Annotated in this window: 23 protein-coding genes and 1 tRNA gene; 11 read left to right on the top strand and 13 right to left on the bottom strand. The window is 58.7% G+C overall.

Annotated features, from left to right (window positions below; translation table 11 throughout):
• Positions 1 to 259: 259 nt before the first annotated feature.
• Positions 260 to 754 (top strand): YbjN domain-containing protein, encoded by a 495-nt coding sequence (locus tag J5Y17_RS06580; protein ID WP_219784425.1) that lies wholly within the window; start codon positions 260 to 262, stop codon positions 752 to 754.
• A 66-nt stretch (positions 755 to 820) separates the two neighbouring features.
• Here the strand turns inward: J5Y17_RS06580 and J5Y17_RS06585 are convergent, their stop codons facing one another.
• The 3 genes from J5Y17_RS06585 to J5Y17_RS06595 all read right to left on the bottom strand — a co-directional run bounded on the left by J5Y17_RS06585 (position 821) and on the right by J5Y17_RS06595 (position 2,679).
• Positions 821 to 1,324, bottom strand: a complete 504-nt coding sequence (locus J5Y17_RS06585; protein ID WP_219784426.1) for a hypothetical protein — start codon at positions 1,322 to 1,324, stop codon at positions 821 to 823.
• Between the two features lie 105 nt (positions 1,325 to 1,429).
• Positions 1,430 to 2,179 (bottom strand): molybdate ABC transporter substrate-binding protein, encoded by a 750-nt coding sequence (gene modA, locus J5Y17_RS06590; RefSeq protein WP_219784427.1) that lies wholly within the window; start codon positions 2,177 to 2,179, stop codon positions 1,430 to 1,432.
• Positions 2,180 to 2,289: 110 nt separating this feature from the next.
• Positions 2,290 to 2,679 (bottom strand): winged helix-turn-helix domain-containing protein, encoded by a 390-nt coding sequence (locus J5Y17_RS06595; RefSeq protein ID WP_219784428.1) that lies wholly within the window; start codon positions 2,677 to 2,679, stop codon positions 2,290 to 2,292.
• Positions 2,680 to 3,029: 350 nt separating this feature from the next.
• Here J5Y17_RS06595 and J5Y17_RS06600 point away from each other — a divergent pair, with 350 nt between their 5' ends.
• Positions 3,030 to 4,778 carry an acetolactate synthase 3 large subunit gene (locus tag J5Y17_RS06600; protein ID WP_219784429.1) on the top strand — a complete coding sequence of 583 codons (1,749 nt, stop codon included), beginning with the start codon at positions 3,030 to 3,032 and terminating at the stop codon, positions 4,776 to 4,778.
• A gap of 128 nt (positions 4,779 to 4,906) precedes the next feature.
• Positions 4,907 to 5,473, top strand: a complete 567-nt coding sequence (gene ilvN, locus J5Y17_RS06605; protein WP_219784430.1) for an acetolactate synthase small subunit — start codon at positions 4,907 to 4,909, stop codon at positions 5,471 to 5,473.
• Positions 5,474 to 5,520: 47 nt separating this feature from the next.
• On the opposite strand, the gene J5Y17_RS06610 is transcribed toward ilvN, so the two are convergent.
• Positions 5,521 to 6,261: a helix-turn-helix transcriptional regulator gene (locus J5Y17_RS06610; protein ID WP_255571914.1), complete on the bottom strand. Its 741-nt coding sequence runs from the start codon at positions 6,259 to 6,261 to the stop codon at positions 5,521 to 5,523.
• A 406-nt stretch (positions 6,262 to 6,667) separates the two neighbouring features.
• Between J5Y17_RS06610 and J5Y17_RS06615 the strand changes: the two genes are divergently transcribed.
• Positions 6,668 to 6,934, top strand: a complete 267-nt coding sequence (locus tag J5Y17_RS06615) for a hypothetical protein (RefSeq protein ID WP_219784432.1) — start codon at positions 6,668 to 6,670, stop codon at positions 6,932 to 6,934.
• A gap of 283 nt (positions 6,935 to 7,217) precedes the next feature.
• Here the strand turns inward: J5Y17_RS06615 and J5Y17_RS06620 are convergent, their stop codons facing one another.
• The 6 genes from J5Y17_RS06620 to pdxH all read right to left on the bottom strand — a co-directional run bounded on the left by J5Y17_RS06620 (position 7,218) and on the right by pdxH (position 14,004).
• Positions 7,218 to 7,478 carry a hypothetical protein gene (locus tag J5Y17_RS06620; protein WP_219784433.1) on the bottom strand — a complete coding sequence of 87 codons (261 nt, stop codon included), beginning with the start codon at positions 7,476 to 7,478 and terminating at the stop codon, positions 7,218 to 7,220.
• 11 nt (positions 7,479 to 7,489) lie between these two features.
• A complete protein-coding gene (locus J5Y17_RS06625) occupies positions 7,490 to 11,170 on the bottom strand; it encodes a vitamin B12-dependent ribonucleotide reductase (RefSeq protein WP_219784434.1) in 3,681 nt (1,226 codons plus the stop codon).
• 884 nt (positions 11,171 to 12,054) lie between these two features.
• Positions 12,055 to 12,131, bottom strand: a tRNA-Pro gene (locus tag J5Y17_RS06630).
• A 56-nt stretch (positions 12,132 to 12,187) separates the two neighbouring features.
• Positions 12,188 to 12,679: a DUF192 domain-containing protein gene (locus J5Y17_RS06635; protein WP_219784435.1), complete on the bottom strand. Its 492-nt coding sequence runs from the start codon at positions 12,677 to 12,679 to the stop codon at positions 12,188 to 12,190.
• A 1-nt stretch (position 12,680) separates the two neighbouring features.
• Entirely contained in the window at positions 12,681 to 13,220 is a 540-nt protein-coding gene (locus J5Y17_RS06640; protein WP_219784436.1) for a cold-shock protein, read from the bottom strand.
• A gap of 166 nt (positions 13,221 to 13,386) precedes the next feature.
• Positions 13,387 to 14,004 carry a pyridoxamine 5'-phosphate oxidase gene (gene pdxH / locus J5Y17_RS06645; protein WP_219784437.1) on the bottom strand — a complete coding sequence of 206 codons (618 nt, stop codon included), beginning with the start codon at positions 14,002 to 14,004 and terminating at the stop codon, positions 13,387 to 13,389.
• Positions 14,005 to 14,220: 216 nt separating this feature from the next.
• Between pdxH and fabI the strand changes: the two genes are divergently transcribed.
• The 3 genes from fabI (at position 14,221) to gpt (ending at position 16,258) form a co-directional block, all read left to right on the top strand.
• Entirely contained in the window at positions 14,221 to 15,024 is an 804-nt protein-coding gene (gene fabI, locus J5Y17_RS06650; RefSeq protein ID WP_219784438.1) for an enoyl-ACP reductase FabI, read from the top strand.
• A 73-nt stretch (positions 15,025 to 15,097) separates the two neighbouring features.
• A complete protein-coding gene (locus J5Y17_RS06655; protein WP_219784439.1) occupies positions 15,098 to 15,712 on the top strand; it encodes a LysE family translocator in 615 nt (204 codons plus the stop codon).
• A gap of 42 nt (positions 15,713 to 15,754) precedes the next feature.
• The gene (gpt, locus tag J5Y17_RS06660; protein WP_219784440.1) at positions 15,755 to 16,258 is read left to right on the top strand and encodes a xanthine phosphoribosyltransferase; all 504 of its coding nucleotides are present in this window, start codon (positions 15,755 to 15,757) and stop codon (positions 16,256 to 16,258) included.
• Between the two features lie 34 nt (positions 16,259 to 16,292).
• On the opposite strand, the gene J5Y17_RS06665 is transcribed toward gpt, so the two are convergent.
• Complete coding sequence (locus tag J5Y17_RS06665) at positions 16,293 to 16,886, bottom strand: NAD(P)H-dependent oxidoreductase (protein WP_219784441.1); 594 nt, start codon at positions 16,884 to 16,886, stop codon at positions 16,293 to 16,295.
• A 106-nt stretch (positions 16,887 to 16,992) separates the two neighbouring features.
• Between J5Y17_RS06665 and J5Y17_RS06670 the strand changes: the two genes are divergently transcribed.
• Positions 16,993 to 17,580 carry a TetR/AcrR family transcriptional regulator gene (locus tag J5Y17_RS06670; RefSeq protein WP_255571915.1) on the top strand — a complete coding sequence of 196 codons (588 nt, stop codon included), beginning with the start codon at positions 16,993 to 16,995 and terminating at the stop codon, positions 17,578 to 17,580.
• 6 nt (positions 17,581 to 17,586) lie between these two features.
• On the opposite strand, the gene J5Y17_RS06675 is transcribed toward J5Y17_RS06670, so the two are convergent.
• Positions 17,587 to 17,889 (bottom strand): hypothetical protein, encoded by a 303-nt coding sequence (locus tag J5Y17_RS06675; RefSeq protein WP_219784442.1) that lies wholly within the window; start codon positions 17,887 to 17,889, stop codon positions 17,587 to 17,589.
• A gap of 340 nt (positions 17,890 to 18,229) precedes the next feature.
• On the opposite strand from J5Y17_RS06675, the gene J5Y17_RS06680 reads away from it, so the two are divergent.
• From J5Y17_RS06680 to trpE, 3 genes are all read left to right on the top strand, one after another.
• The gene (locus J5Y17_RS06680; RefSeq protein ID WP_219784443.1) at positions 18,230 to 19,414 is read left to right on the top strand and encodes an aminotransferase; all 1,185 of its coding nucleotides are present in this window, start codon (positions 18,230 to 18,232) and stop codon (positions 19,412 to 19,414) included.
• 64 nt (positions 19,415 to 19,478) lie between these two features.
• Positions 19,479 to 21,332: a SurA N-terminal domain-containing protein gene (locus J5Y17_RS06685; protein WP_219784444.1), complete on the top strand. Its 1,854-nt coding sequence runs from the start codon at positions 19,479 to 19,481 to the stop codon at positions 21,330 to 21,332.
• A gap of 9 nt (positions 21,333 to 21,341) precedes the next feature.
• Positions 21,342 to 22,868, top strand: a complete 1,527-nt coding sequence (gene trpE, locus J5Y17_RS06690; protein ID WP_219784445.1) for an anthranilate synthase component I — start codon at positions 21,342 to 21,344, stop codon at positions 22,866 to 22,868.
• A 107-nt stretch (positions 22,869 to 22,975) separates the two neighbouring features.
• On the opposite strand, the gene J5Y17_RS06695 is transcribed toward trpE, so the two are convergent.
• Positions 22,976 to 23,437: an Lrp/AsnC family transcriptional regulator gene (locus tag J5Y17_RS06695; protein WP_219784494.1), complete on the bottom strand. Its 462-nt coding sequence runs from the start codon at positions 23,435 to 23,437 to the stop codon at positions 22,976 to 22,978.
• Positions 23,438 to 23,439: the final 2 nt, after the last annotated feature.

Raw genomic sequence — 23,439 nt, forward strand, 5'->3', positions numbered from 1 at the left:
CGTGACCGACGTATGACAGCTCTGTGAAGCCGAGGAGATCAGAATATAAGATCGAAATAAAAGCTTTTTTTATCACGTAGATAGATGAAAACCTTATGTCACACATGACCCAACGTGAGGCTATGAATTTTTCGAAAGCAAAACCTGACAACAGGGAAGATTTCACTTTCTTTACCCCTTTTCTCTTGCCGCCGCTCCGGTCAGAGTTCCCGCGATTGAATGCCGGGGCCGACCGCCCCGAAACGAAAAGGATTTCCCGATGTCGTCACTGACCCCTTTCATGCGCCCTGCGTTGCGCGCCTTGGCCACCGCCTCCGTTTTGGGCCTCACCGCGCTGCCCGCCGCCGCCGAGACGGAAGTCCTGACCTTTGACGATCTTGATGTCTTTGAAGAACTGTTGAGCGGCTTTGGCTCGGTCGAGGCAGACACGGATGGCGAAGACGACCCTATGTTCCGCGGTCGCATCAGCGGTACGCCCTACGCACTTTATTTCTACGGCTGCGACAACCACAAGGACTGCAACAACGGCACCTTCGTGGCCTATTTTGACGGTGATGACTATTCAACCGACCCAGCTGTGATCAACGACTACAACAACAGCTATCGCTTCGGCAAAGCCTCCATCGACCGGGATGGCGATCTTGAGATCAACTACTCTTTCACCTTCAAAGGCGGCATCACGCGGGTGGGGTTGGACGACACCTTTGACTGGTGGCGGGTGATCTTGGATGAGGCCGAAGAGCATTTCGAATAAGCGAAACGCGTCTCTGAATGTCACGAAAGGACGTCCTCACCGGGGCGCCCTTTCTCTTTAGGGGCGTTAATTTGAGGTAAGATTGGGCAAAAACAGGTCGTTGTTCACGTCGTAAAGCAGCGCACTCCACGAGGTCACAATCTGTCGGATGTCCCTCTTGGACAGCGCCGGATCAAGCGAGGCCGACATTTGCACAATCATGACGGGCTCGCTCACATGATATGCAACACGCCCCCCCGGATGCTCCGCCATAAACCGCTCAAGTCGGTCCGGGTCCTTGGTGTAAGCGGCCGCATCGTATTTTGCGAGGAAGTCGACCCGCTGACAGTCTGTCTGCGCCGCACAATCTTCGAAATAGGCACGGTAGTGGACGGTGTGTGTCACGGCACTGAGGGCACCGTAGAGAACAGGTTCGCCATGCGCGCGCCAGCCGCGATCAACCGTCCCCTGCCGATCCAGAGAGGCCTCAAGCGCGATCATCTGAGATGAATACGCCGCTTTCGGCGTCATCTCTTGTGCCAAAGCAGGGGCGCCCGCCAAGAGCGCCAATAAAAACCATCTCAAAAACATTTGCCGCCCTTTTCGGGGATTATTCAGGTTCTGAACATCCTTCATCGGGGCGGCACACGCAAGGCAATGTGAAGCTTATCTCAAACGAGACGGAATCCCAGAGGATCAGTCAACCCAGAACCCCTGCCCCGCAAATGCCTCCCGCGCGGGCGCGCCGTCAAGATAGCCCATAAACTGTGCTGCGGCGTCCGTGTCATGGCCCGCGATCATGGCAATAGGATAAACGATGGGCGGATGGCTCTCCGCAGGGAATTTCGCAACCACGCTCACACGCGGTTCTGCAGCAGCATCCGTAGCGTAGACGATCCCGTAGGGTGCTTCGCCCAAGGCGACGAGCGCCAAAGCGGCGCGGACATTGTCAGCCTGTGCGACCTGCGGCGCGAGTGTGTCCCAGAGGCCGAGGTGCTCCAGAGAGGCTTTGCCATAGATGCCCGCAGGCACCGCATCGACCAGCGCCATGGCGAGGCGGTCGTCTCCCAAGGCCTCGGGCAGCGTCTCAATCTCCATCGCGGCGGCGTCGCCCGTCGCGATCAGCACGATCGCATTGGTCACCAGATCGCGACGTGTGCCCTCGGCCAAAAGACCGTCCTTTTCGAGCACATCCATCCAGCCGGGATTGGCGGAGATGAAAATATCGGCGGGAGCACCCTGTTGAATTTGCCGCGCGAGCGCCGAGGAACCTGCATAGGAAATCGCCAGATCATGGCCGGTCTCTGCCTCGAAAGCGGTTTCGATCTCGCCCAAAGCATTCGTCATGCTGGCAGCGGCGAAGACGGTAATCTGATCGGCAGATAGGGCAGCAGGCGCGACAAACAGCGCCGCAGCAAAGGCCGCGGACAGGGAACGGATGAGCATGTGATCTCCAAATGTCTTTCGATATGTTTTTCAAAACATATTGCAAAGCAACAGGTCGGACGCAAGCAATATTCCTCAATGAACATATCGAAAGCCTGCGGTTCAAAAACCTACGGTGCCAAAAGCGCCTCAATCGCGGCGATGTCGTCTTGGCCGGCTTGCAAAATGATCTCTTCAAGACGACGATAATGTGCCAGCACGCGTTCGCCCATCTCCGTCAAGGACGCCCCGCCGCCCTGCGCGCCCCCGCGGCTGGAGTGCACCAATGGCGCACGAAACGCCGCGTTCATCTCCTCAACGAGAGACCAGGCGCGTTTGTAGCTCATCGACATGCCGCGCCCTGCAGCAGCGATGGAGCCAGTGTCGCGAATACCCTCCAACAAATCGGCCTTGCCCGGCCCGAGCTTCAAAACATCACCAAAATGCAGTCGAAGCCGCAGGCGGATCGGTGAGGGAGTTGCGGGCAGCGCATCTGAGGGAGGGCGTTGTGCGTTGGACATGGGCGCACTCTGCCCCGCCGCCCGATCCTGCGCAAGACAGAGGTCAAAACAGTGCGGAATGGCCTCCTGAAAATAGGTCAGTCCTTTTAACATTATTTCGCGCACACCCCGCCCCGCGACATTTTATTCACGAAACGTCGGTTTTGCAGTTGACGCCTGCTGCGGCTGCACATAATGTCCCCGCACGCAATGAAGGACCCCAAGCCATGTCAGGCATCATTCTTGTAGTCGTAGGGAAAACGCGCATGGGCCGGTGACGGTTAACCAGAATGGAACCCATGCGCCCCCGATTGAAACCGGGGGCTTTTTTATTGCCAAAAACGTAAGTGACGCGTGAGACGGAGAGAAACATGACACGTCAGATGACCGGAGCAAAAATGGTGGTTCAAGCCCTGAAGGATCAGGGTGTGGACACGGTATTTGGCTACCCGGGGGGCGCTGTCCTTCCGGTCTACGACGAAATTTTCCAGCAGAACGACATCAAACACGTTCTGGTGCGCCATGAGCAGGCCGCGATCCACGCCGCCGAAGGCTACGCCCGCTCGACCGGCAAACCCGGCGTGGCTCTCGTGACCTCTGGCCCCGGCGCGACCAATGCTGTGACCGGTCTGACGGACGCGCTGTTGGACTCGATCCCGCTGGTGGTGTTCTCCGGTCAGGTGCCGACCTTCATGATCGGCACGGACGGGTTCCAGGAAGCCGACACCATCGGCATCACCCGCCCCTGCACGAAGCACAACTGGCTGGTGCAAGACACCGACAAGCTGTCCGAGACGATCCATCAGGCATTTCACGTCGCCACCACCGGCCGCCCCGGCCCGGTGCTGATCGACCTGCCGAAAGACGTGCAATTCGCCGATGGCGAATACACGCCCCCCGCGAAGGCCAAGGTGAGCCATTACAAGCCGCGTGTGAAAGCCTCGATTGAAGAGATCAACAACCTCGTGTCTCTCATCGAAAAGGCCGAGCGCCCCGTGTTCTACACCGGCGGTGGCGTGATCAACTCCGGCCCCGGCGCGTCTCAGCTGCTGCGCGAGCTGGTGGATGCCACTGGCTTCCCGATCACCTCGACGTTGATGGGTCTGGGCGCCTACCCGGCCTCTGGCAAAGCCTGGCTCGGCATGCTCGGCATGCATGGTCTCTATGAGGCCAATATGGCGATGCACGGTTGTGACCTGATGATCAACATCGGTGCGCGGTTCGACGACCGGATCACCGGCCGGATTCAGGATTTCTCGCCGAACTCCACCAAAGTGCATGTCGACATCGACCCCTCGTCGATCAACAAGATCATCCGCGTTGACCTGCCGGTCATAGGTGACGTTGGCCATGTTTTGGAAGACGTGCTCAAGGTCTGGAAATCGCGTGGTCGCAAGACTGCCGATACTTCCGCGTGGTGGAAACAGATCGAAGAATGGCGCGAGGTTCGCTGCCTGACTTACAAACCGTCCGAGACGGTGATCAAACCGCAATATGCGCTGGAGCGTCTTGAGGCGTTGACCAAGGGTATGGACCGTTATGTCACCACCGAAGTGGGCCAGCACCAAATGTGGGCGGCACAGTTCCTGAACTTTGAGGACCCGAACCGCTGGATGACCTCCGGGGGCCTCGGCACCATGGGCTACGGCTTCCCCGCCTCCATCGGTGTGCAACTGGCGCACCCGGACAGCCTCGTGATCAACGTCGCGGGCGAGGCCTCGTGGCTGATGAACATGCAGGAAATGGGCACGGCGATGCAGTACCGCACGCCGGTGAAACAGTTCATCCTGAACAACGAACGCCTCGGCATGGTGCGCCAGTGGCAGCAACTCCTGCACGGCGAGCGCTATTCGTCGTCGTGGTCGGAAAGCCTGCCCGACTTTGTGAAATTGGCCGAAGCTTTTGGCGCAAAGGGCATTCAGGTGTCCGATCCGAAGGACCTGGACGATGCGATCATGGAGATGATCAACTACGACGGTCCGGTGATCTTTGACTGCCTCGTCGAGAAGCATGAAAACTGCTTCCCGATGATCCCGTCGGGCAAGGCGCACAACGAAATGCTGTTGGGCGATGCTTCGACCGAAGGCGCGATCAAATCCGACGGCGCGGTTCTGGTCTGATGAAACACTTCGGCAAACTCATCCGCCGGGCTCTGGTCGCGCTGGTCGCGACCTGGGGTCTGGCCGGCTGAGACCGGGATCTACAAAGATATTCGCCACGCGCCCCGCGTGGATTAAGGGAGAAAAGCATGTCCGCCCTACGTATCCAACAAGGCTCCACGAGCCATTCCGCCTATGACCTTCGCGACTACCACGCCGAAGTGATCGAGAAACACACGCTGGCCGTTCTGGTCGACAACGAAGCGGGCGTTTTGGCCCGTGTCATCGGTCTTTTTTCCGGCCGCGGCTACAACATCGAAAGCCTGACCGTCGCCGAGGTAAACCACGACACCCATCTGTCGCGCATCACCGTGGTGACCACCGGCACCCGTGACGTGATTGAACAGATCAAGGCCCAAGTCGGTCGCATCGTGCCCGTGCACGAGGTCCACGACCTGACTGTTGAAGGTCCCTCAATCGAGCGCGAACTGGCGCTGTTCAAGGTCGAAGGCACCGGCAACAACCGCATCGAAGCACTGCGTCTGGCCGAGATTTTCCGCGCCAATGTGGTGGACAGCACACTTGAGAGCTTTGTCTTTGAAATGACGGGCACCTCTGAGAAAATCGACGCCTTCGCCGATCTGATGCGCCCGCTGGGTCTGGTGGAAACCGCCCGCACGGGCGTCGCCGCTCTGGCGCGTGGCAGCCACGCCTGAGACGCAACAAAACGAGACAGAGAAAGGGCCCGGTCGGGCCCTTTCGCTTATCTGAGCGGCGCGAATTTGTCGAAAAATCCCCGCACCAAAGGCGCGTAAATCTTGCGCTCGTGAATGCCGAGCCGGTGGCGGGATCCGACAAGGACAGAGAGTTTCGGCTCCAGACGCTCCATGAGGATCGGAGACGGCGCGATGACATCTTGGGTCGAGACCGAGCTGCCGAAGTAGTATTTCGGATTACCGATGTAATTGGCCTCAAAGCCGCCCAAGACCATCAATGGCACATGATCCATCGTCGCCATAAAGGCAAATCCGACCAGTTGACGAAACACCACCCCGTGAAATACCCGGGCAGGTGCGGCCCGCGGCAGACCGATCCGGGCGCCCGACGCATAGGGCATATAGCCTCGAATACGCAGGTTGGCACTGTCGTCGTAATAGAACTGCAGAAGTGTCGTGCTGATCTGGTCGGGCACAAAATAGGACACGCGATGATGCAGGTAATAGCCCGCAGGAAAGGCATCCGGCGCGACTTTGAGCGCATCGACATCGAACAGAAAAGAGGACAGCACCCGTGCAGCATCTTCTTTGCTGGCGCGTTCTGTGAGGCAGTCCAGCGGCTCCAACAAGATCCGCGCATCGACGTCGAAATACTGGCAAATCTTGGAAAGCACATCAGGGCGCGGAAACGCCTCGCCGTTCAGGTAGCGGTTGAACTGGGTCCGGTTGATGTCGAGATCGCGACAAAGCTGAGAGATCGAGCTCGCTCGCTTCGAGAGCTGCCTCAAATTCTCTCCAAATATATGGCGCAATTGCGCGGGAGATAATTCCCCTTGCCGCACGCGTCCCCCCTTCTATGTACCGGAGTGCCTCATGCGTTTTAAGACATCGCAATTTTCTGCGGCATCCAAGTCAGTACTCAAGCCAATTGACGCCAACCTCCAGGCTGACGCCAAAGGTCTAAGAGAGGCACAGGAACAATGTTCCCGGTATGAATGGTCCAATTATGCGACTTTAACGCCGCGTTTGATACAGTTTTGTTTCAATCCGCTAAAATTCAAAGCGATTGACGCGAATTAGCGTCAGCGCGCGTTCGTTTGTGACACATAACTCAGAATATTTTGCGATATCTGCTCGTGCTACAAATGAATGCTCACATGACGTGATCAATAACGAGTGTTGAAGAGTATTCACATGGATGGAATTGTTCTCTGGTCCAACCCGGACACGCAGAAGGCGGTGATCTGGTGCAGTGACCACGCCGATTTGGTTTATGCGTCCGGCGCAGGCGCCATGCTTGGCTCTTTTCAGATGCCGGAACCGGGAACCATGGTCTCGTTCAAAACTCGAATGGAAAACGGTGTGCGCATTTGCTCCCATTTGACCCCGCTTCAACGACACGTGGCCCCCGAACTGGCTCAAGCGCTGCGCGACTTTGCTGCGAGTATGATCGCGGCCTAATTCGCCCTTTTTAGAACTCGGGCACGCGCCCGCTCTTGGCGCAGGCCATAAAAAAAGGGGGACCGAACTGGCCCCCCTGAGGTTCGCTGATCAGGCTCATCATTGATACCGCCCGGTAAGTTTTTTTGCCTGCGGCCTGATCCGCGTCAGGGGCGAACGCATCCACCCCGGAAAAGGAATTCTTCTCAGAACCCCTCACTCTGGATGCCCTGATCAACCAATGTAGTCGATCAAAGCATCCCCACCCCGGATCGCCCATGTGAGGCGGACGATCCGTATTCCTTCAATGCAACACCTGCCCCGCAGAGCTGTTGACCGAAAACGTCGCGCGACACCCGCGCTCGCCCTCGGTGCGGTAGGTTTGCACCGAATAGGTCACCGACAGTGACGGCACCCCCAAAACAGAAACCGCATGACTGCCGTCATAGGCGTCAGCCAGCGCGCCCACCACGTTGCGGTCGAACTCCGCCTCCAAAGTGTTGCCCTTCATCGTCACGCGATCTGCCGCGCACAATTGACCGGCGATGTCGAAAACCAGTTCCATTCCCATGCTCCTCAGCTACAGCCGGACGTGCCGCCGCAGGTGTTGCATTTCATGCAGGTGCCGTTGCGCACCAGCGTATAGTTGCCGCATTCGCCACAAGGATCGCCCTCGTAGCCCTGCATCTTTGCCTTGTCCCGCGCGGTCATAGACACGGTGCCGGTGGAGAGCGCCGTTTCCGAGATTGCTTTGGTCTCAGGCACCAACGTCTGAAGCGCGACTTGCGGATCGATGGAACCATCCAGAGCCACAGCACCCGACTGCATTCCGCCTTGCAGAACAACGAGTTCCTGCGGCAGGCGCTTGCGCAGATAGCCGGTCGAGGAAATCTGTTTCAGCACCTCGATGGATTTGGCAGACGCACTTTCCGACGGGGTCTTGACGTTCGACACTCCCTCAGCCGCGTCACGGTCGAGATCATCGAAAGCCGCGCCCTGCGGTTTCACATGCGCCAGATCGGTGCGGTCGAGGTACGACACGGCCAACTCGCGGAAGATATAATCGAGGATCGAGGTGGCGTTCTTGATGCTGTCATTGCCCTGCACCATGCCCGCCGGTTCGAATTTGGTGAAGGTGAAGGCATCGACGAATTCTTCGAGCGGCACACCATATTGCAGACCGACAGAGACCGCGATGGCGAAGTTGTTCATCATCGCCCGGAAACCCGCGCCCTCTTTGTGCATGTCGATGAAGATTTCGCCCAGAGAGCCGTCTTCGTACTCGCCAGTGCGCAGGTAGACTTTATGTCCGCCAACGATGGATTTCTGAGTGTAGCCTTTGCGACGATCCGGCATCTTTTCGCGGCCGCGGGCGACCTCTTTGATGATAACCTTTTCGACGATCTTCTCGGCCAGCACGGCGGCTTTTTCCTGCGCGGTGCCGGAAGACAGAATTTCCTCAGCCTCTTCGTCGTCCTCGATCAAAGCGGTGGCCAACGGCTGCGACAGTTTCGATCCATCACGGTAGAGCGCGTTGGCTTTGGTGCCCAAGGACCAAGACAGCTCGTAAGCGGCCTGACAATCCTCGATGGTGGCGTCATTCGGCATGTTGATCGTCTTGGAGATCGCACCGGAGATGAAGGACTGCGCCGCCGCCATCATCGTGATATGGCTCTCAACCGACAGATAACGCTTGCCTTTTTTGCCGCAGGCATTGGCGCAATCGAAGACGTTGTAGTGCTCTTCCTTGAGGAAGGGCGCGCCTTCGAGGGTCATCGTGCCACAGACATGATCGTTGGCCGCCGCGATGTCTTTGGCGGTAAAGCCAAGGCTGCGCAGCAGGTCAAAAGACGGATCAGCGAGCTTCGCCGCCGGGATGCCGAGCGTCCCGGTGCAGAACTCTTCGCCCAGCGTCCATTGGTTGAACACAAAGCGGATGTCGAAGGCGGACGGCAGAGCGGCCTCAATCTTGTCGATCTGCGCCTGACCGAAGCCGTGGCCGATCAACGCGGTGTGGTTGATCCCCGGCGCGTTGCCGATGGTGCCATGACCCACGGCGTAGGACACGATTTCCTCAATCTCAGACGAAGAATAGCCCAACTTTTCAAGGGCTGCGGGCACGGAGCGGTTGATGATTTTGAAATAGCCACCGCCTGCGAGTTTCTTGAATTTCACCAGCGCAAAGTCCGGCTCGATCCCCGTGGTGTCGCAATCCATCACCAGACCGATGGTGCCGGTGGGCGCGATCACGGAAACCTGCGCGTTGCGGTAGCCGTTTTTCTCGCCAAGGGACAAAGCCTCATCCCAAGCGGATTTCGCCAGCTCCACGAGATGCGCGTCAGGGCAGTTGGCGTGATCCAAAGCGACCGGTTTGACCTCAAGGCCTTCGTAGCCCGTGGTCTTGCCATAGGCGGCGGTGCGATGGTTGCGGATGACGCGGAGCATGTGCTCGCGGTTCTTCTCGAACTTGGCAAACGCGCCCAATTCGCCCGCAATCTCGGCGGAGGTCGCATAGGACACACCGGTCATGATCGCAGTCAGAGCGCCAGCCAAAGCGCGGCCCTCGTCGCTGTCATAGCCAAAGCCCATGTTCATCAAGAGGCCGCCGATGTTGGCATAGCCGAGACCCAGCGTGCGGAAATCATAGGAGCGCTGCGCGATCTCTTGCGACGGGAATTGCGCCATCATCACGGAAATTTCCAGCGTCAGCGTCCAGATGCGCGTCGCATGCATGTAGCTTTCCGCATCGAACACGCCGTCATGCAAAAAGGTCAGCAGGTTCATCGAGGCGAGGTTACAGGCCGTGTCGTCGAGGAACATATATTCCGAGCACGGGTTGGAGCCGCGAATCTCGCCGTCTTCCGGGCAGGTGTGCCAAGCGTTGATCGTATCGTGGAACTGGATGCCCGGATCGGCACAGGCCCAAGCGGCGTGGCCGACTTGCTCCCAGAGATCGCGGGCCTTGACCACTTTCGACACTTTGCCGTCGGTGCGGCGCAGCAGCTCCCATTCGGCATCGTCTTTCACGGCTTTGAGGAAAGCGTCCGTCACGCGCACGGAGTTGTTGGAGTTCTGACCGGAGACGGAGGCATAGGCCTCGCTATCCCAATCCGTGTCGTAGGTCGGGAATTCGATCGAGGAATAGCCCTGTTTCGCGTAATCCAGCACGCGTTTGACATAGGTTTCCGGGATCGCGACCTGTTTCGCGGATTTCACAGCCGCCTTCAGCGCTGGGTTCTTGGCCGGATCGAAAGCATCGACTTCCGCGCCATCCCAAGTGCCAATCGCATCGAAAATCGCGTTCAACTGACGTTCGTGCATCTTGGAGCCCGCGACGATGGACGCCACTTTCTGCTCTTCGATGACTTTCCAGTTGATGAAATCCTCAATATCCGGGTGATCCATGTCGCAGATCACCATCTTGGCCGCGCGGCGCGTCGTGCCGCCGGATTTGATCGCACCCGCTGCCCGGTCGCCGATTTTCAGGAAGCCCATGAGGCCGGAGGATTTGCCGCCGCCCGAAAGGCTCTCATTCGCCGCACGCAGCGAGGAAAAGTTGGTGCCGGTGCCGGAGCCATATTTGAACAGACGCGCCTCACGCACCCAGAGATCCATGATGCCGCCATCGGACACAAGATCGTCGGCGACGGATTGGATGAAACAGGCATGCGGCTGCGGATGTTCATAGGCGGAGGACGAGCGGGTCAGCTCACCCGATTGATAATCCACATAATAATGCCCCTGCCCCGGACCGTCGATGCCGTAAGCCCAATGCAGACCGGTGTTGAACCACTGCGGGCTGTTCGGCGCGCCCATCTGGGCCGCGAGCGTGAACCGCATCTCGTCGTAATAAGCTTTGGCGTCTTCTTCAGAGGAGAAATAGCCCCCTTTCCAACCCCAGTAAGCCCAAGCGCCTGCCAGACGGTCAAACACTTGTTTCGCGGAGGTCTCACCGCCGAAACGGGCCTCTTCGGGCAATTGTGCGAGCTTGTCCTCATCGGGAACCGAGCGCCAGAGAAAGGACGGAACGCCTTTTTCACGCACTTTTTTCAGCGCCGCCGGTACGCCCGCTTTGCGGAAATATTTCTGGGCGATGACATCGGAGGCAACCTGCGACCACTTCGCCGGGACTTCACAGTCATCGAGTTTAAACACCACCGTGCCGTCCGGGTTGCGGATTTCAGAGGAGGTCTTGGAGAACTCCAGTTCCGCATATGCGTCTTTGCCTGCCGTCGTGAATTTGCGTTCGATTTTCATCTGCCTCAACTCTCGCGTTGTTGTCGCTTTACCGCCAAATTTCCGTCACCGGCGACACGTCGACCGCATCCACATCTTGTGTCTTCTGGCTGGCGAGAAACGCATCCTGATCGCAGACAACCCCCGTCCCCTCCGATGCGGCCATGGCCCCCGGCTGTGTGGTAGATTCGTCTTTGGTCCTCAAGATGATCCTCAGCGCCATATCCGTTCTTACCCCGGCCGCATGCCTTATTTTCATGGCTATTCGCCCGAAAACCGCTGCGATCCCTATGCGGATATGCTCCCCGAGACCCTTGTCCCTCGCCGCACAATAACAACTAAATGTAGTGTGTCCCTCATCCGGCCTCCACAATGTGCAGCGGCCAAGCCCTCGTGGTCAACGCAAAATTTACCCTTTCGAAACGCAAAAAACGTTTGACGAAAATTGCCCACAGGCCCCTTCGATTCGAAGCGGTTCAAGTTAATACTTTTTTCTTTGTTTCCTATAGGTTTCGTGAAAATCGTTAAGACTTTGCACAAGCCCATGTGGATAAGTGACCGCGACAAAAAAAGTGCCGGAGGAGACGCTGTGTGGCACATTTGCACATTTTGTCAGCATACTACATCTAGTGGACGCCCTCTCGCGCTAAAATCCGGGAAATCAGCATTTTTCATAGGAAATTCCCTGAAAACATATGGGCTTACCGCGTCAGAGCGCCGTTTCTGACACCAAGAGTGCACCAGGACCGTGCACAAGGCCGCGCTCGAATCAGTTTTACGACGCAACTCAAAGTTGAGAGGCCAGCACACCACTTCAGATCAATCCAGCACACGCCCGAGAGACGCTCTGCGCCCACAGATCATATGAGCGTTCAAAACAGTGCCATGTGATGAAAGGAAGAAAGTGGTCGGGGCGGCGAGATTCGAACTCACGACCCCCTGTACCCAAAACAGGTGCGCTACCAGACTGCGCCACGCCCCGACCGTGCGCCTCTCCTACCGTGCAAACGCGCGGTTGAAAAGCACTTATTTTCGCGCTTACTCCGTGAGACAGGGATCAGCGGCCTCCGGGCCAAAGGCCGGATGGCGCAGATGATCTCCGGGACGAATACCCAGAGCCTCAGCCAGCCCTCCGTTGATCTCCAAAACCGCAAAGACCGCGTCGCCGCCCTCGATGGGGGTGCGATCCAGAGGCACCGCCTCATCATGCACGCGGGTCACGACCCCGCGCTGATCCAAAAAGATCATATCAAGCGGAATCAAAGTATTGGCCATCCAAAAGGACACCGGCTGCGGTTGTTCATAGATAAAGAGCATACCATGCGAGCGCGGCATCTCGGGGCGGTTCATCAACCCCAGAGCACGTTCGCCCGCGTCATCCGCGATCTCGACGGTAAAGCGGGCCTTTGGCTCCGGCCCCGTGACCAGAACCTCGTCGTTCCGACAAACGGACTGTGCCGACAAAGCGCCGGAAGACAGGCAGATCAGCGCGGCCAACACGCCCGTCGAAAGACGTGACCAGCAACGCATCTCAGGCGTCGACCTCTTCGGCTTCGCGCAGTGCCGCGTCCCACGCGGTCACATGAGCCGCCATCCGACCACGACGCCCATCGATCACACGAAGACCGACGGCCTCGCCCGGCATCAGATCGGCCAGACCAGAACGGCGGAGCACTTCGATATGGATGAAAACATCCTCCGGGCGTCCGAAAACATTGGCGAAACCAAAGCCCTTGCCCTTGTCGAACCATTTCACACGCGCGGGTTCGAGCGGCAGAGACAGGCTCTCTTCATCGACCTCTTCGAGGTCCTCCAACATCGTGCCCGTGCCCGGCGCCGGAGGTGCAATCTCAAGCACCTCGACCGCCTGCACGCCGCGATCCGTGCTTTGCACAACGAGACGCACCATGGCGGCATCCGCCACGGAGCTTTGCCCGAAGTTACGCAAAACATTCGCGTGTAACAAGATATCCGGACCGCCGTCATCGGCGATCACAAAACCAAAGCCGCGAGTCGGATCGAACCATTTTACATGGCCCGAAACGACCTTCCCCAAGTCTGTGTCGTTCATTCTCTCATTTACTCATAAGGGCCAATGCGAAATTCGACCGGCCCATAACAGGGGGTACGCACCCCTCATCCCGCTCTGAACCTGAGACAATCGGACGAAAGGTGCAAGCCCCCTTCCCCCTGTCTTTTTGACCAATTGCAAGCGCGGTCCGGTGAATTTCGTGATTTCAGGGATTGAGACGCCGAATTTCCCACGCCGCATCTGGGCTCTGGCGGCGCCAGCGGAACCGGTCATGCAGGCGGAATTCGCCATCAGCCCAGAACTCGATCTCCAGAGGCGTAATCCGATAGCCTCCCCAAAACGGCGGACGTTTCGGATTGGGACCGTGTTTGAGGCCCTCCTTGGCCACAGCCTCCATCAACGTGGTCTTCGACTCAAGCGGTCGCGATTGCTGACTGGCCCAGGCGCCGATGCGCGAGCCGAGCGCGCGCGATTTGTAATAGGCATCCGAGGCTTCCGGCGTTTCGCGTGTGACCAAGCCTCGCACACGGAGCTGACGGCGGAGAGACTTCCAATGCATCACAAAGGCAGCTTTTCCTGCGCTTTCAATCTCTTGCCCTTTGGCGCTCTCATAGTTTGTGAAAAACACAAAGGCGTCGTCGGCAATCTCTTTCAAAAGCACCATCCGCACGTTCGGCAGACCGTCGGGGTCCACCGTGGCGATGGCCATGGCGTTGGGATCGTTGATCTCCTTGGCCTCGGCCTCCTTCAACCACAGTCGCGAAATCTCGAACGGGTCGTCTCCGGCAAAAATGCCTTTGCGTGGCACATTTCCTGACACCATTGTGGCTCTCCTCTGGCGGCTTTCTTTGGCTGCTTTCTCGATAGTCCGAATGCGGAAAATCGGCAAGGGCGCGCCCCTGCCAAGCAGCCGTGCACAGGCGGTTTGCAGTGCCCAAATGACCCTACGTCGCGAAATTGCGGGGGCCAGACTTGATCGCTTTGCGCAAAACCCCTAAAGCACGTTTCAACACCAATAATAAGCGGAACATAGGACGCCATGACGAAACTGATGGACGGCAAACGCGGGCTGATCATGGGCCTTGCCAATGACAAATCAATCGCCTGGGGTATTGCAAAAGCGCTCTCCGATCATGGCGCAGAGCTGTGTTTTTCCTATCAAGGCGAGCAGCTTAAAAAACGTGTGGACCCTCTGGCCGAGCGCCTGGGCTCTGACTTTGTTGTCGCCTGCGACGTCTCTGACGAGGCCTCGATGGACGCACTCTTCGCCGAGATCGAAGCGAAATGGGGCAAGATCGACTTTATCGTGCATGCCATCGGCTTCTCTGACAAAAACGAGCTGCGTGGCCGTTACGTCGACACCACGCGCGACAACTTCAACCTGACCATGGATATCTCCGTCTTCTCCTTCACCGCAGTCGCACAGCGCGCCGCGAAGCTGATGACCGAAGGCGGCTCGATGCTGACCATGACCTATTACGGCGCCGAGCGCGTGATGCCGCATTACAATGTGATGGGCGTCGCCAAGGCCGCTTTGGAAGCCTCCGTGCGCTATCTCGCCGAAGACCTCGGCAAGGACGGCATCCGCGTGAACTCCATCTCCGCAGGCCCGATCAAAACGCTCGCCGCCTCCGGCATTGGCGATTTCCGCTACATCATGAAGTGGAACGAATATAACTCGCCGCTGCGTCGCAATGTGACCATCGACGATGTGGGCAACTCCGCGCTTTACCTGCTGTCCGATTTGGGCGCGGGCGTGACCGGCGAGACCCACCACGTCGACGCAGGTTACCACGTCGTCGGCATGAAAGCGGTCGATGCCCCGGACATTTCCAAGGGCTGATCTGCGCCATAAACGCTTTTAAAACGGGGGCTTCGGCTCCCGTTTTGTTTTACATATGTCTTTGGGAGGAGACATGACCCTCGCGATTTTTCTGTCCATTTTGAGCCTGCATTTCGTCGCAGCCATGTCGCCCGGCCCCTCTTTCGTGGTCTCCGTGCGCACCGCCGCCTCCGAAGGCTTTCGTCCGGCCTTCGGGCTTGCCGTAGCCTTTGGGCTCGGCGCGGTAATCTGGGCGCTGGCCGCATTGTCCGGCCTTTCGATCCTGTTCGAAATCTTCCCCCGCGCCTACCTTGCCTTTAAAATCGCGGGCGGGCTCTTCCTGATATGGATCGGCTACAAAACCATTCGCCACGCCCGCGATCCACTGCCCGAGGCCACGACACTCGCCAGCCCGCGTTCGCTCGCCAATGCCTTTCGCCTCGGTCTCATGACGCAATTGTCGAACCCGAAGCCTGCGGTGTTTTTCGGCGCGGTCTTTGCCGGGCTGATCCCGCCCGAGACTTCTTTGGCCGTTAAGGGCTTGTTGTTGTTTTTCGTCTTTTTTGACGAAACACTGTGGTATGTGATTGTCGCGCGGGTTTTTTCACGGCAAAAAGCACGACAAGCCTATGGCCGGGCCAAACTTTGGACCGACCGCGCTCTGGGGGGCCTCATCGCCCTCTTCGGAGCCCGGATCGCGACCAGTTGACCTCCCTTCCGGCCCGCCACTTCGATGAAAGGATCAAAAGAGATGTCCGACCGCCTGCCCCATGAAAAAGGCTTTCACATCAGCTGGGATCAGATTCACCGCGACAGCCGCGCGCTGGCGTGGCGGCTCGACGGCAAGGGACCGGATGACGGCGCGTGGCGTGCCATCGTGGCAATCACCCGCGGCGGCATGGCGCCCGCGATGATCATCGCGCGCGAGCTGGACATCCGCACGGTCGACACGATTTCGGTCAAATCCTACGACCATCAGAACCAATCCGAGGCCGTGGTCCTCAATTCGCCGGATGCGGAGATGATGGGCGATGGCACGGGCATTCTGGTGATTGACGATCTGGTGGACAGCGGCAAAACGCTTGAGCTCGTTCGCTCAATGTACCCCAACGCCCATTTCGCCACCGTCTACGCCAAGCCGAAAGGCCGACCGCAGGTGGACAGCTACATCACCGAAGTGTCTCAGGACACATGGATATTTTTCCCCTGGGATATGGCGATGCAATACGTCAAACCCTATCGTGGGCGCGACTAAGACCAGACGTCAAAGGGGCCTCACGGCCCCTTTTTCATACGCCCTTCGCACCCAGAGCCTCAACCTTTTTGAGCCAGCGCGTGACTGTTTTGGGCGTCGCATCGGTGGCGCCCGCAAATTGTGTCAGCCGCACCGGTTTGATACCGACAAAGCCCAAGATATGGCCCTTGAGCGTCGACGCAATCGGATTGCGATAGGCCAGCCACAGGAACCATGTCGGCGTATCTGACGTCAGCACAACCCGCGCGCTGCGCCCCGTCAGCATCGGCGCAGGCATCCCGAACCGGTTCGGATTTCGTGTATCAAACGTCCGCCCCGGCAAGAAGGCGCGATCAAAGAGCCCCTTGAGCTTTGCAGGCAGCCCGCCCCACCACATCGGCGCAACGATCACCACATGCTCCGCCCACGCGATGTTGATCAAAACCTCTTCAAGATCAGGTTCCAGCGGCTTGACGTCTTTGTAGCCTGCGCGTTCGAAATCCATGTCAAAACTCAAACCATTCAGGTGCTGCACACGCGTTTCGAACCCTGCTGATTTGGCTGCCTCCGCGTAGGTTTCAGCGAGCGTTTTCGACAGAGACGCCGCGGCCGGATGACCATTTAAGATATATATGCGCTTTCTGGACATAATGTCCCCCAGATTAAATTGACCACGGTCACTTTCATAAACTTCAAAAATGACCACGGTCAATAATTAAATTTGACCACAGTCAGAAAACATGCACACTCCCCCCATGACCAAAACCGTGACCAAACCGATCCAGAAACGCGCGCTTGCGACCCGGGACAAGCTGCTCACAGCCGCAAAAGATCTGATTTCAAAAGAAAGTTTCGAGGCCCTGCGAGTCGAGGACGTAGTGCGCGCGGCGGGTGTCGCCAAAGGTACGTTTTTCGCGCACTTCAAGGATAAGGACGCCTTGATGGAGCAGATCATCGGCGCACGTATGGCCGAACTGATTGCCGAGACCGCGGCGGCGGCGACACCGAAAGACATACCGGAGATGGTCGAACTGCTCCTGCCGCTGATCCATTTCATGACGTCGGAGCGCTATGTCTTCGATGTGATCGTCCGCCACTCAGGGGCGGCGGCAATTTCGGACATCGGGCCGATTGCCACGCAATTCGATGAACAAATCGCTATATTCGCCCGCTGGGCGCAAAAGGCCCCCTACCGCCCCGACATTGCGCCGGAATTAGTGGGCGAAGGCATCAGCGCGTTTTTCATTCAGGCCATCGCCCTGAATTTCTGCGCGCTGAACAGTCGTCAGGCGCTGGAGAGCCGGCTCACAAGCTATCTCGATGCCTGGCTCTGTCCGAAGTAAGACGGTTCAGGCGGCGGAGGCCGTGCCCTGCGACCGCCAGAGCATATCCTGAACATTTTCAATCGCATGTTCGGCGGAGGCGAGACTGTTTTCGCGATCAAATCCGCGCATTGCCGCATCAATTGCGCCGCAGGCTGAGCGTACCAGATAGCCCGCCTGTCTCGGCATCATCTCGTAAGAAGCGTCGCGAATCTCTTCCGTCATTTCCTCTTCGCGGGCGAGATCGCCATCGCGCGCGGCTGTCAAAGCCGCCTTGAGCGCGTTGATCAGTGTGTCATATCCATTCGGCGCGGCGAAACCATATGCCATAATGTTAACCTCTTAAGTCCTGTTGTGGCGCGGGACACGGTCCCGGCGCTGTTCTGCTTCTTGTCTTCGCGCGCCCTCAAATTTCCAAAATGGCAGCGCCTCCTGTGGAGAGGCAGATGGGGGCGTTTTTCTTCAGAGTCATCCAAGATTGTGTCAAAAGAGGTAAACAAAGCTTGAAGCCACCCGATCAAAACCGCACAGCCGAGGTGAACGTCTTTTTTTTCAGCACCTTGCCTGCGTTTTGATCCATTTTAATGCGTCGCTCGTGATGCGTGCAGATGATTGCATCCCTCGCGAGCGCCCCCTAATCTTATCCCGTGATTTAGACCAAGGATTTCCGATGCTGACGCCTCTCGCCGCCCCCATGGCCCGCACCTTTGCCTCGCCCATCGTGGCCTCTCGTAAATGGGCCGAAGGTGTCACCTTTCCGCCTGAGCGCCCGTTGATCAACGTAAGTCAGGCCGCGCCGATGGAGGCGCCGCCGCTGCCCCTGCGCCAAGAGATCGCCCGCATGGCGATGGACGACACCAGCGCACATCTTTATGGGCCGGTTCTGGGCTTGCCGGAGCTGCGCAGCCAGATCGCCAAGGATTGGTCCTCCGCCTATCACGCAGACATCACCGCCGATCAGGTCGCCATCACCGCCGGCTGCAATCAGGCGTTCACCTCGGTTATGAGCACGATTGCCGCCCCGGGCGACGAGGTCATTCTGGTCGCGCCGTGGTATTTCAACCATAAAATGTGGTGCGATATGTCGGGCGTCACCGCCGTGCCCCTAGTCGCGGGAGACGATCTTTTGCCCGATCTCGAAGAGGCCGCGCGTCTGATCAGCCCGCGCACCCGCGCCATGGTGTTGATCACGCCGAACAATCCGGGTGGCGTGGAATATCCGCCGGAGCTTTTGACGAAATTCTACGCGCTGGCCCGTGATCGAGGCATCATGTTGATCCTCGACGAGACCTATCGCGATTTCGACAGTCGCGATGAGGTGCCCCATTATCTGTTCCGGCAAAAGGGCTGGCAGGACACGCTGGTGCACCTCTATTCCTTCTCAAAAGCCTTCCGCCTCACCGGCCACCGCGTGGGCGCCGTGATCGCCTCAGCAGAGCGGCTTGAGCAAGTTGAGAAATATCTCGACACCGTTTCGATCTGCCCCAATCAAATCGGCCAGAAGGCAGCGCTTTGGGGGCTGCAAAACCTGAGCGACTGGGTCGCGGGCGAGCGCGCCGAGATTCTGTCGCGTCGCCAAGCGATCATCGACGGTTTCCCGCAACTCGACGCCAAAGGCTGGCGCCTTTTGGGCTGTGGCGCGTTTTTTGCCTATGTCAGCCACCCCTTCGAGATGCCATCATCTGAGCTGGCCCCTTGGCTCGTTCGTGAGGCTGGGGTGCTTTTGCTGCCCGGCTCGACGTTTATGCCCGAAGGCGACAAACGTGCCGAGCATCAGCTCCGCATCGCCTTTGCCAATATCGATCAAGCGGGGATCACGGAGCTTTTCAGCAGATTGGCCGAAATCACGCCCTGATCTGCCTTGCCCTCGGTTTCGCTTGCCCCTACACAGTTTTCCAACCTTGAAGGAGACTAAAAACATGGCGAGCGGCAAGGGTTCTGGCACGAAAATGGTAGTGTGGGGCATCATGGGCCTCCTGATCGTCGGCCTTGGTGGCTTTGGCACGGCGAATTTTGGCGGCTCCGTGACCCGCGTAGGCGCGGTGGGTGATGAAGAGGTCTCGACCAATGCTTATGCCTCGGCCCTGCAAAACCAGATGCGCGCCATCGAGGCCCAGACCGGCCAGCCCTTCTCTGTCGCACAGGCGCAGGACTTCGGTCTGTCGCAACAGGTGCTCGACCAGCTTTTGTCGCAAGCCGCATTGGATGCGGAAACCGCGCGCGTCGGCCTGTCTGTGGGCGATGATGCCGTGCGCCGTGAATTGTTGAATATTGACGCCTTCAAAGGCATCGACGGCAAATTCGATGCGGAGGCCTATCGCCAGGCCCTGTCGCGCAACAACATGAACGACAAGGGCTTCGAGGACAATCTGCGCAAAGAGGCCGCGCGGGCGCTTTTGACCGGGGCCTTGGCCACCGGCATTACCATGCCGCCGTCCTACGGTCAGGTTGTCGTGGATTGGCTCGGCGAACGCCGCACCGTCTCCGTCGCAACTCTGGCTGCCGACGCGCTGGACACGGGTGCACCGATTGCCTCCGAGAGCGACATTCAGGCCTGGTATGACACCCACCCCGATGCTTACACCGCCCCTGAGGCCCGTCGCATCACCTACGCCTGGCTCACACCCGCGATGATCATGGATGAGGTCGATCTCGACGAAGAGGCACTGCGCAAACTCTACGACGAGAACATCGACAGCTACATCCAACCGGAGCGCCGTCTGGTCGAGCGTCTGGTCTATGGCTCCGTGGAAGACGCACAGGCCGCAGCCGACCGTATCGCCGCCGGTGAAACGAGCTATGAAGATGAGGTTACCGCACGTGGGCTCGATCTGATCGACACCGATATGGGCGATGTCTCCGCGGATGATCTGTCTTCCGAAGCGGGCGCTGCCGTCTTCGCCCTCGACGGCACCGGCGTGGTCGGCCCCGTGATGTCCGATCTGGGTCCGGCGCTGTACCGGGTGAATGGCACACTGGCTGGCTCCGCAGTCTCTTTCGAAGAGGCCCGCGAAGAATTGGCCGCCGTTATGGGCACCGATGCCGCAGCACGCCTGATCTCTGGCCTGCTCGAAGAATTCGACAACGATCTGGCCGAAGGCTACACGCTCGAAGATCTCGCCAATGAGACCCAAATGGAACTGGGCACGCTCGACTGGACACCCTCGAGCGAAGGCGGCATTGCCGCCTACACCGCCTTCAAACAGGCCGCAGCGCAAGTGACGCAGGACGACTACCCTGAAATCATTGAGCTGTCCGATGGCGGGGTCTTTGCCCTGCGCCTCGACGAGATCGTTTCCGCGACCCTGATGCCGCTGGACGAGGTGCGTGAACAGGTCGCCGCCGATTGGGAGGCCGACGCGCTGCAACAACGCCTCACCGCGCGCGCCGAAGCGATTGAGACCGAGGTTGCCTCGGGTGCCGTCATCACTGAACTTGGCCTGCCGACAGAAACCTTCTCCGCCATTACGCGTCAGGATTTCCTGTCCACCATGCCCGAGGGTTTCATGGATGCGGTCTTCGCGCCAGGTCTTCAGGCTGGTGGCACCACGCTGATCCCCGGTGAAAACCGCGTGATCATCGCCAAGATCGACACGATCGAGCCGCCCGCGACCACCGATGAAAACGCCACCATCGCACAGAGCTACATCACCTCTGCCGCACAGGGTGCTGCCACCGATGTGATCGACGCATTCTCCGAGGCGCTGCGCGCCCGCGAAGGTGTGACGATCAACCAAGCGGCCCTGACCGCCATTCACAGCCAGATGCAATAAGAGACCCTCATGGCCACGCTCATCCCAAGCTATTCCGACTTTGAACAAGGCTACGCCCAAGGCCAGAACCAGTTGGTTTACGCCAAAGTGGCCGCCGATCTCGACACGCCGGTGTCGATCATGCTCAAACTCGCAGGCGCTCGCACCGACAGCTTCATCCTCGAATCCGTCACCGGCGGCGAGGTGCGCGGGCGCTATTCCATCATCGGCATGAAGCCTGACCTGATCTGGAAATGCGAAGGCACAGGTGGCGACGCGGTCGCCTCGATCAACCGCAACGCACGCTTTGACGACGACAGCTATGAGGTAGACGAGAAAGACCCGCTGTCTTCGATCCGGGCTCTGATCGATGAGAGCCGCATCGACATCCCCGACGAATTGCCGGGTGCCGCCGCCGGTCTCTTTGGCTATCTGGGCTATGACATGATCCGCCTTGTCGAACATCTGCCCAATGTGAACCCCGACCCTATCGGCCTGCCCGATGCGGTCCTCATGCGGCCCTCTCTGGTGGCGATCCTCGATGGGGTCAAAGGCGATGTGATCCTCGTCTCCCCCGCTTGGGCCTCCTCCGGTCTCTCCGCCAAAGCCGCCTATGCGCAGGCCGCCGAACGCGTGATGGATGCGCTGCGCGATCTAGAACGTGCGCCTTCTGAGGCCAGTCACGAAATGGGCGAGGCTTACATTGCGCCTCCCGCCACCTCGAACTTTACCCACGAGGGCTACAAAGCCGCCGTCGAGAAGGCGAAAGAATACATCACCGCAGGCGACATTTTCCAAGTCGTGCCCGCGCAGCGCTGGAAGCAGGACTTCCCGCTTCCGCCCTTCTCGCTCTATCGCTCTTTGCGCCGCACCAATCCGTCGCCCTTCATGTTCTTCTTCAACTTCGGTGGCTTCCAGATCATCGGCGCCTCGCCCGAAATTCTCGTGCGCGTTTTCGATGGCGAGGTCACCATCCGCCCCATCGCCGGCACCCGCAAACGCGGCGCGACGCCCGCCGAGGACAAGGCCTTCGAAGAAGACCTGCTGTCCGATGAAAAGGAACTCGCCGAGCACCTGATGCTTCTCGATCTGGGCCGCAATGACACCGGCAAGGTCTCGAAAATCGGCACGGTGCATCCGACCGAAGAGTTCATCATCGAGCGCTACTCCCACGTCATGCACATCGTCTCCAATGTGGTGGGCGAGTTGCGCGACGACGAAGACGCGCTCTCCGCTCTCTTGGCCGGTCTGCCCGCAGGCACCGTCTCCGGCGCGCCGAAAGTCCGCGCGATGGAGATCATCGACGAGCTGGAACCCGAAAAACGCGGCGTCTATGGCGGCGGCGTGGGGTACTTTTCCGCAGGCGGCGACATGGACATGTGCATCGCGCTCCGTACCGCCGTTTTGAAGGACGAAAAGCTCTACATACAGGCCGGCGGCGGCGTGGTCTACGACAGCTCTCCCGAGGGCGAATATCAGGAAACCGTCAACAAATCCAACGCGCTGCGCAAGGCTGCCGAGGATGCGGGCCTGTTCACGCGCTCCGGAAACCGCTGAGCTGATCGACACTTAGATCAAGGGCGCATCGGTTTCCCGCTGCGCCCTTTCTTTTGTCTAAAAATATCCTGCGGGGGTCCGGGGGGGGCAAAACCCCCGGCATCCTCTCAAAGCGGCAACATCGTCGTTGACTTGATCTCTTCCATCGACAGAAGCGCCGTCACATTATAGATCGACACCTCGCCGATCAGGGCTTGATAAAACTCGTCGTAGGCCTTGGCGTTCTTCACCCGAACCTTGAGGATATAGTCGATCTCGCCCGCGAGCCGGTGCGCTTCCAAGACCTCGGGACGTTTTTGCAGTACTTTGAGGAATTTCTCCTGCCACCCCGCCTCATGCGCGCTGGTGCGCACGAGGACAAAGAAACAGGCCTCAAGGCCGAGGCTCTCGGGATCCAAAATCACCGTCTGCTGACCGATGACACCCGCGTCCTTCATTTTGCGGATGCGATTCCACACCGGCGTCTTGGAAGAGCCGACTTTGCGGGCGATTTCGTCCAAAGACTGGCTCGCATCGCGTTGCAGCTCGCCCAGAATTTTCCGGTCCATCGCGTCGATCTGGTCCACCATTT

The sequence above is a fragment of the Celeribacter sp. PS-C1 genome (assembly GCF_019429625.1).
Classification (GTDB): Bacteria; Pseudomonadota; Alphaproteobacteria; order Rhodobacterales; family Rhodobacteraceae; genus Celeribacter.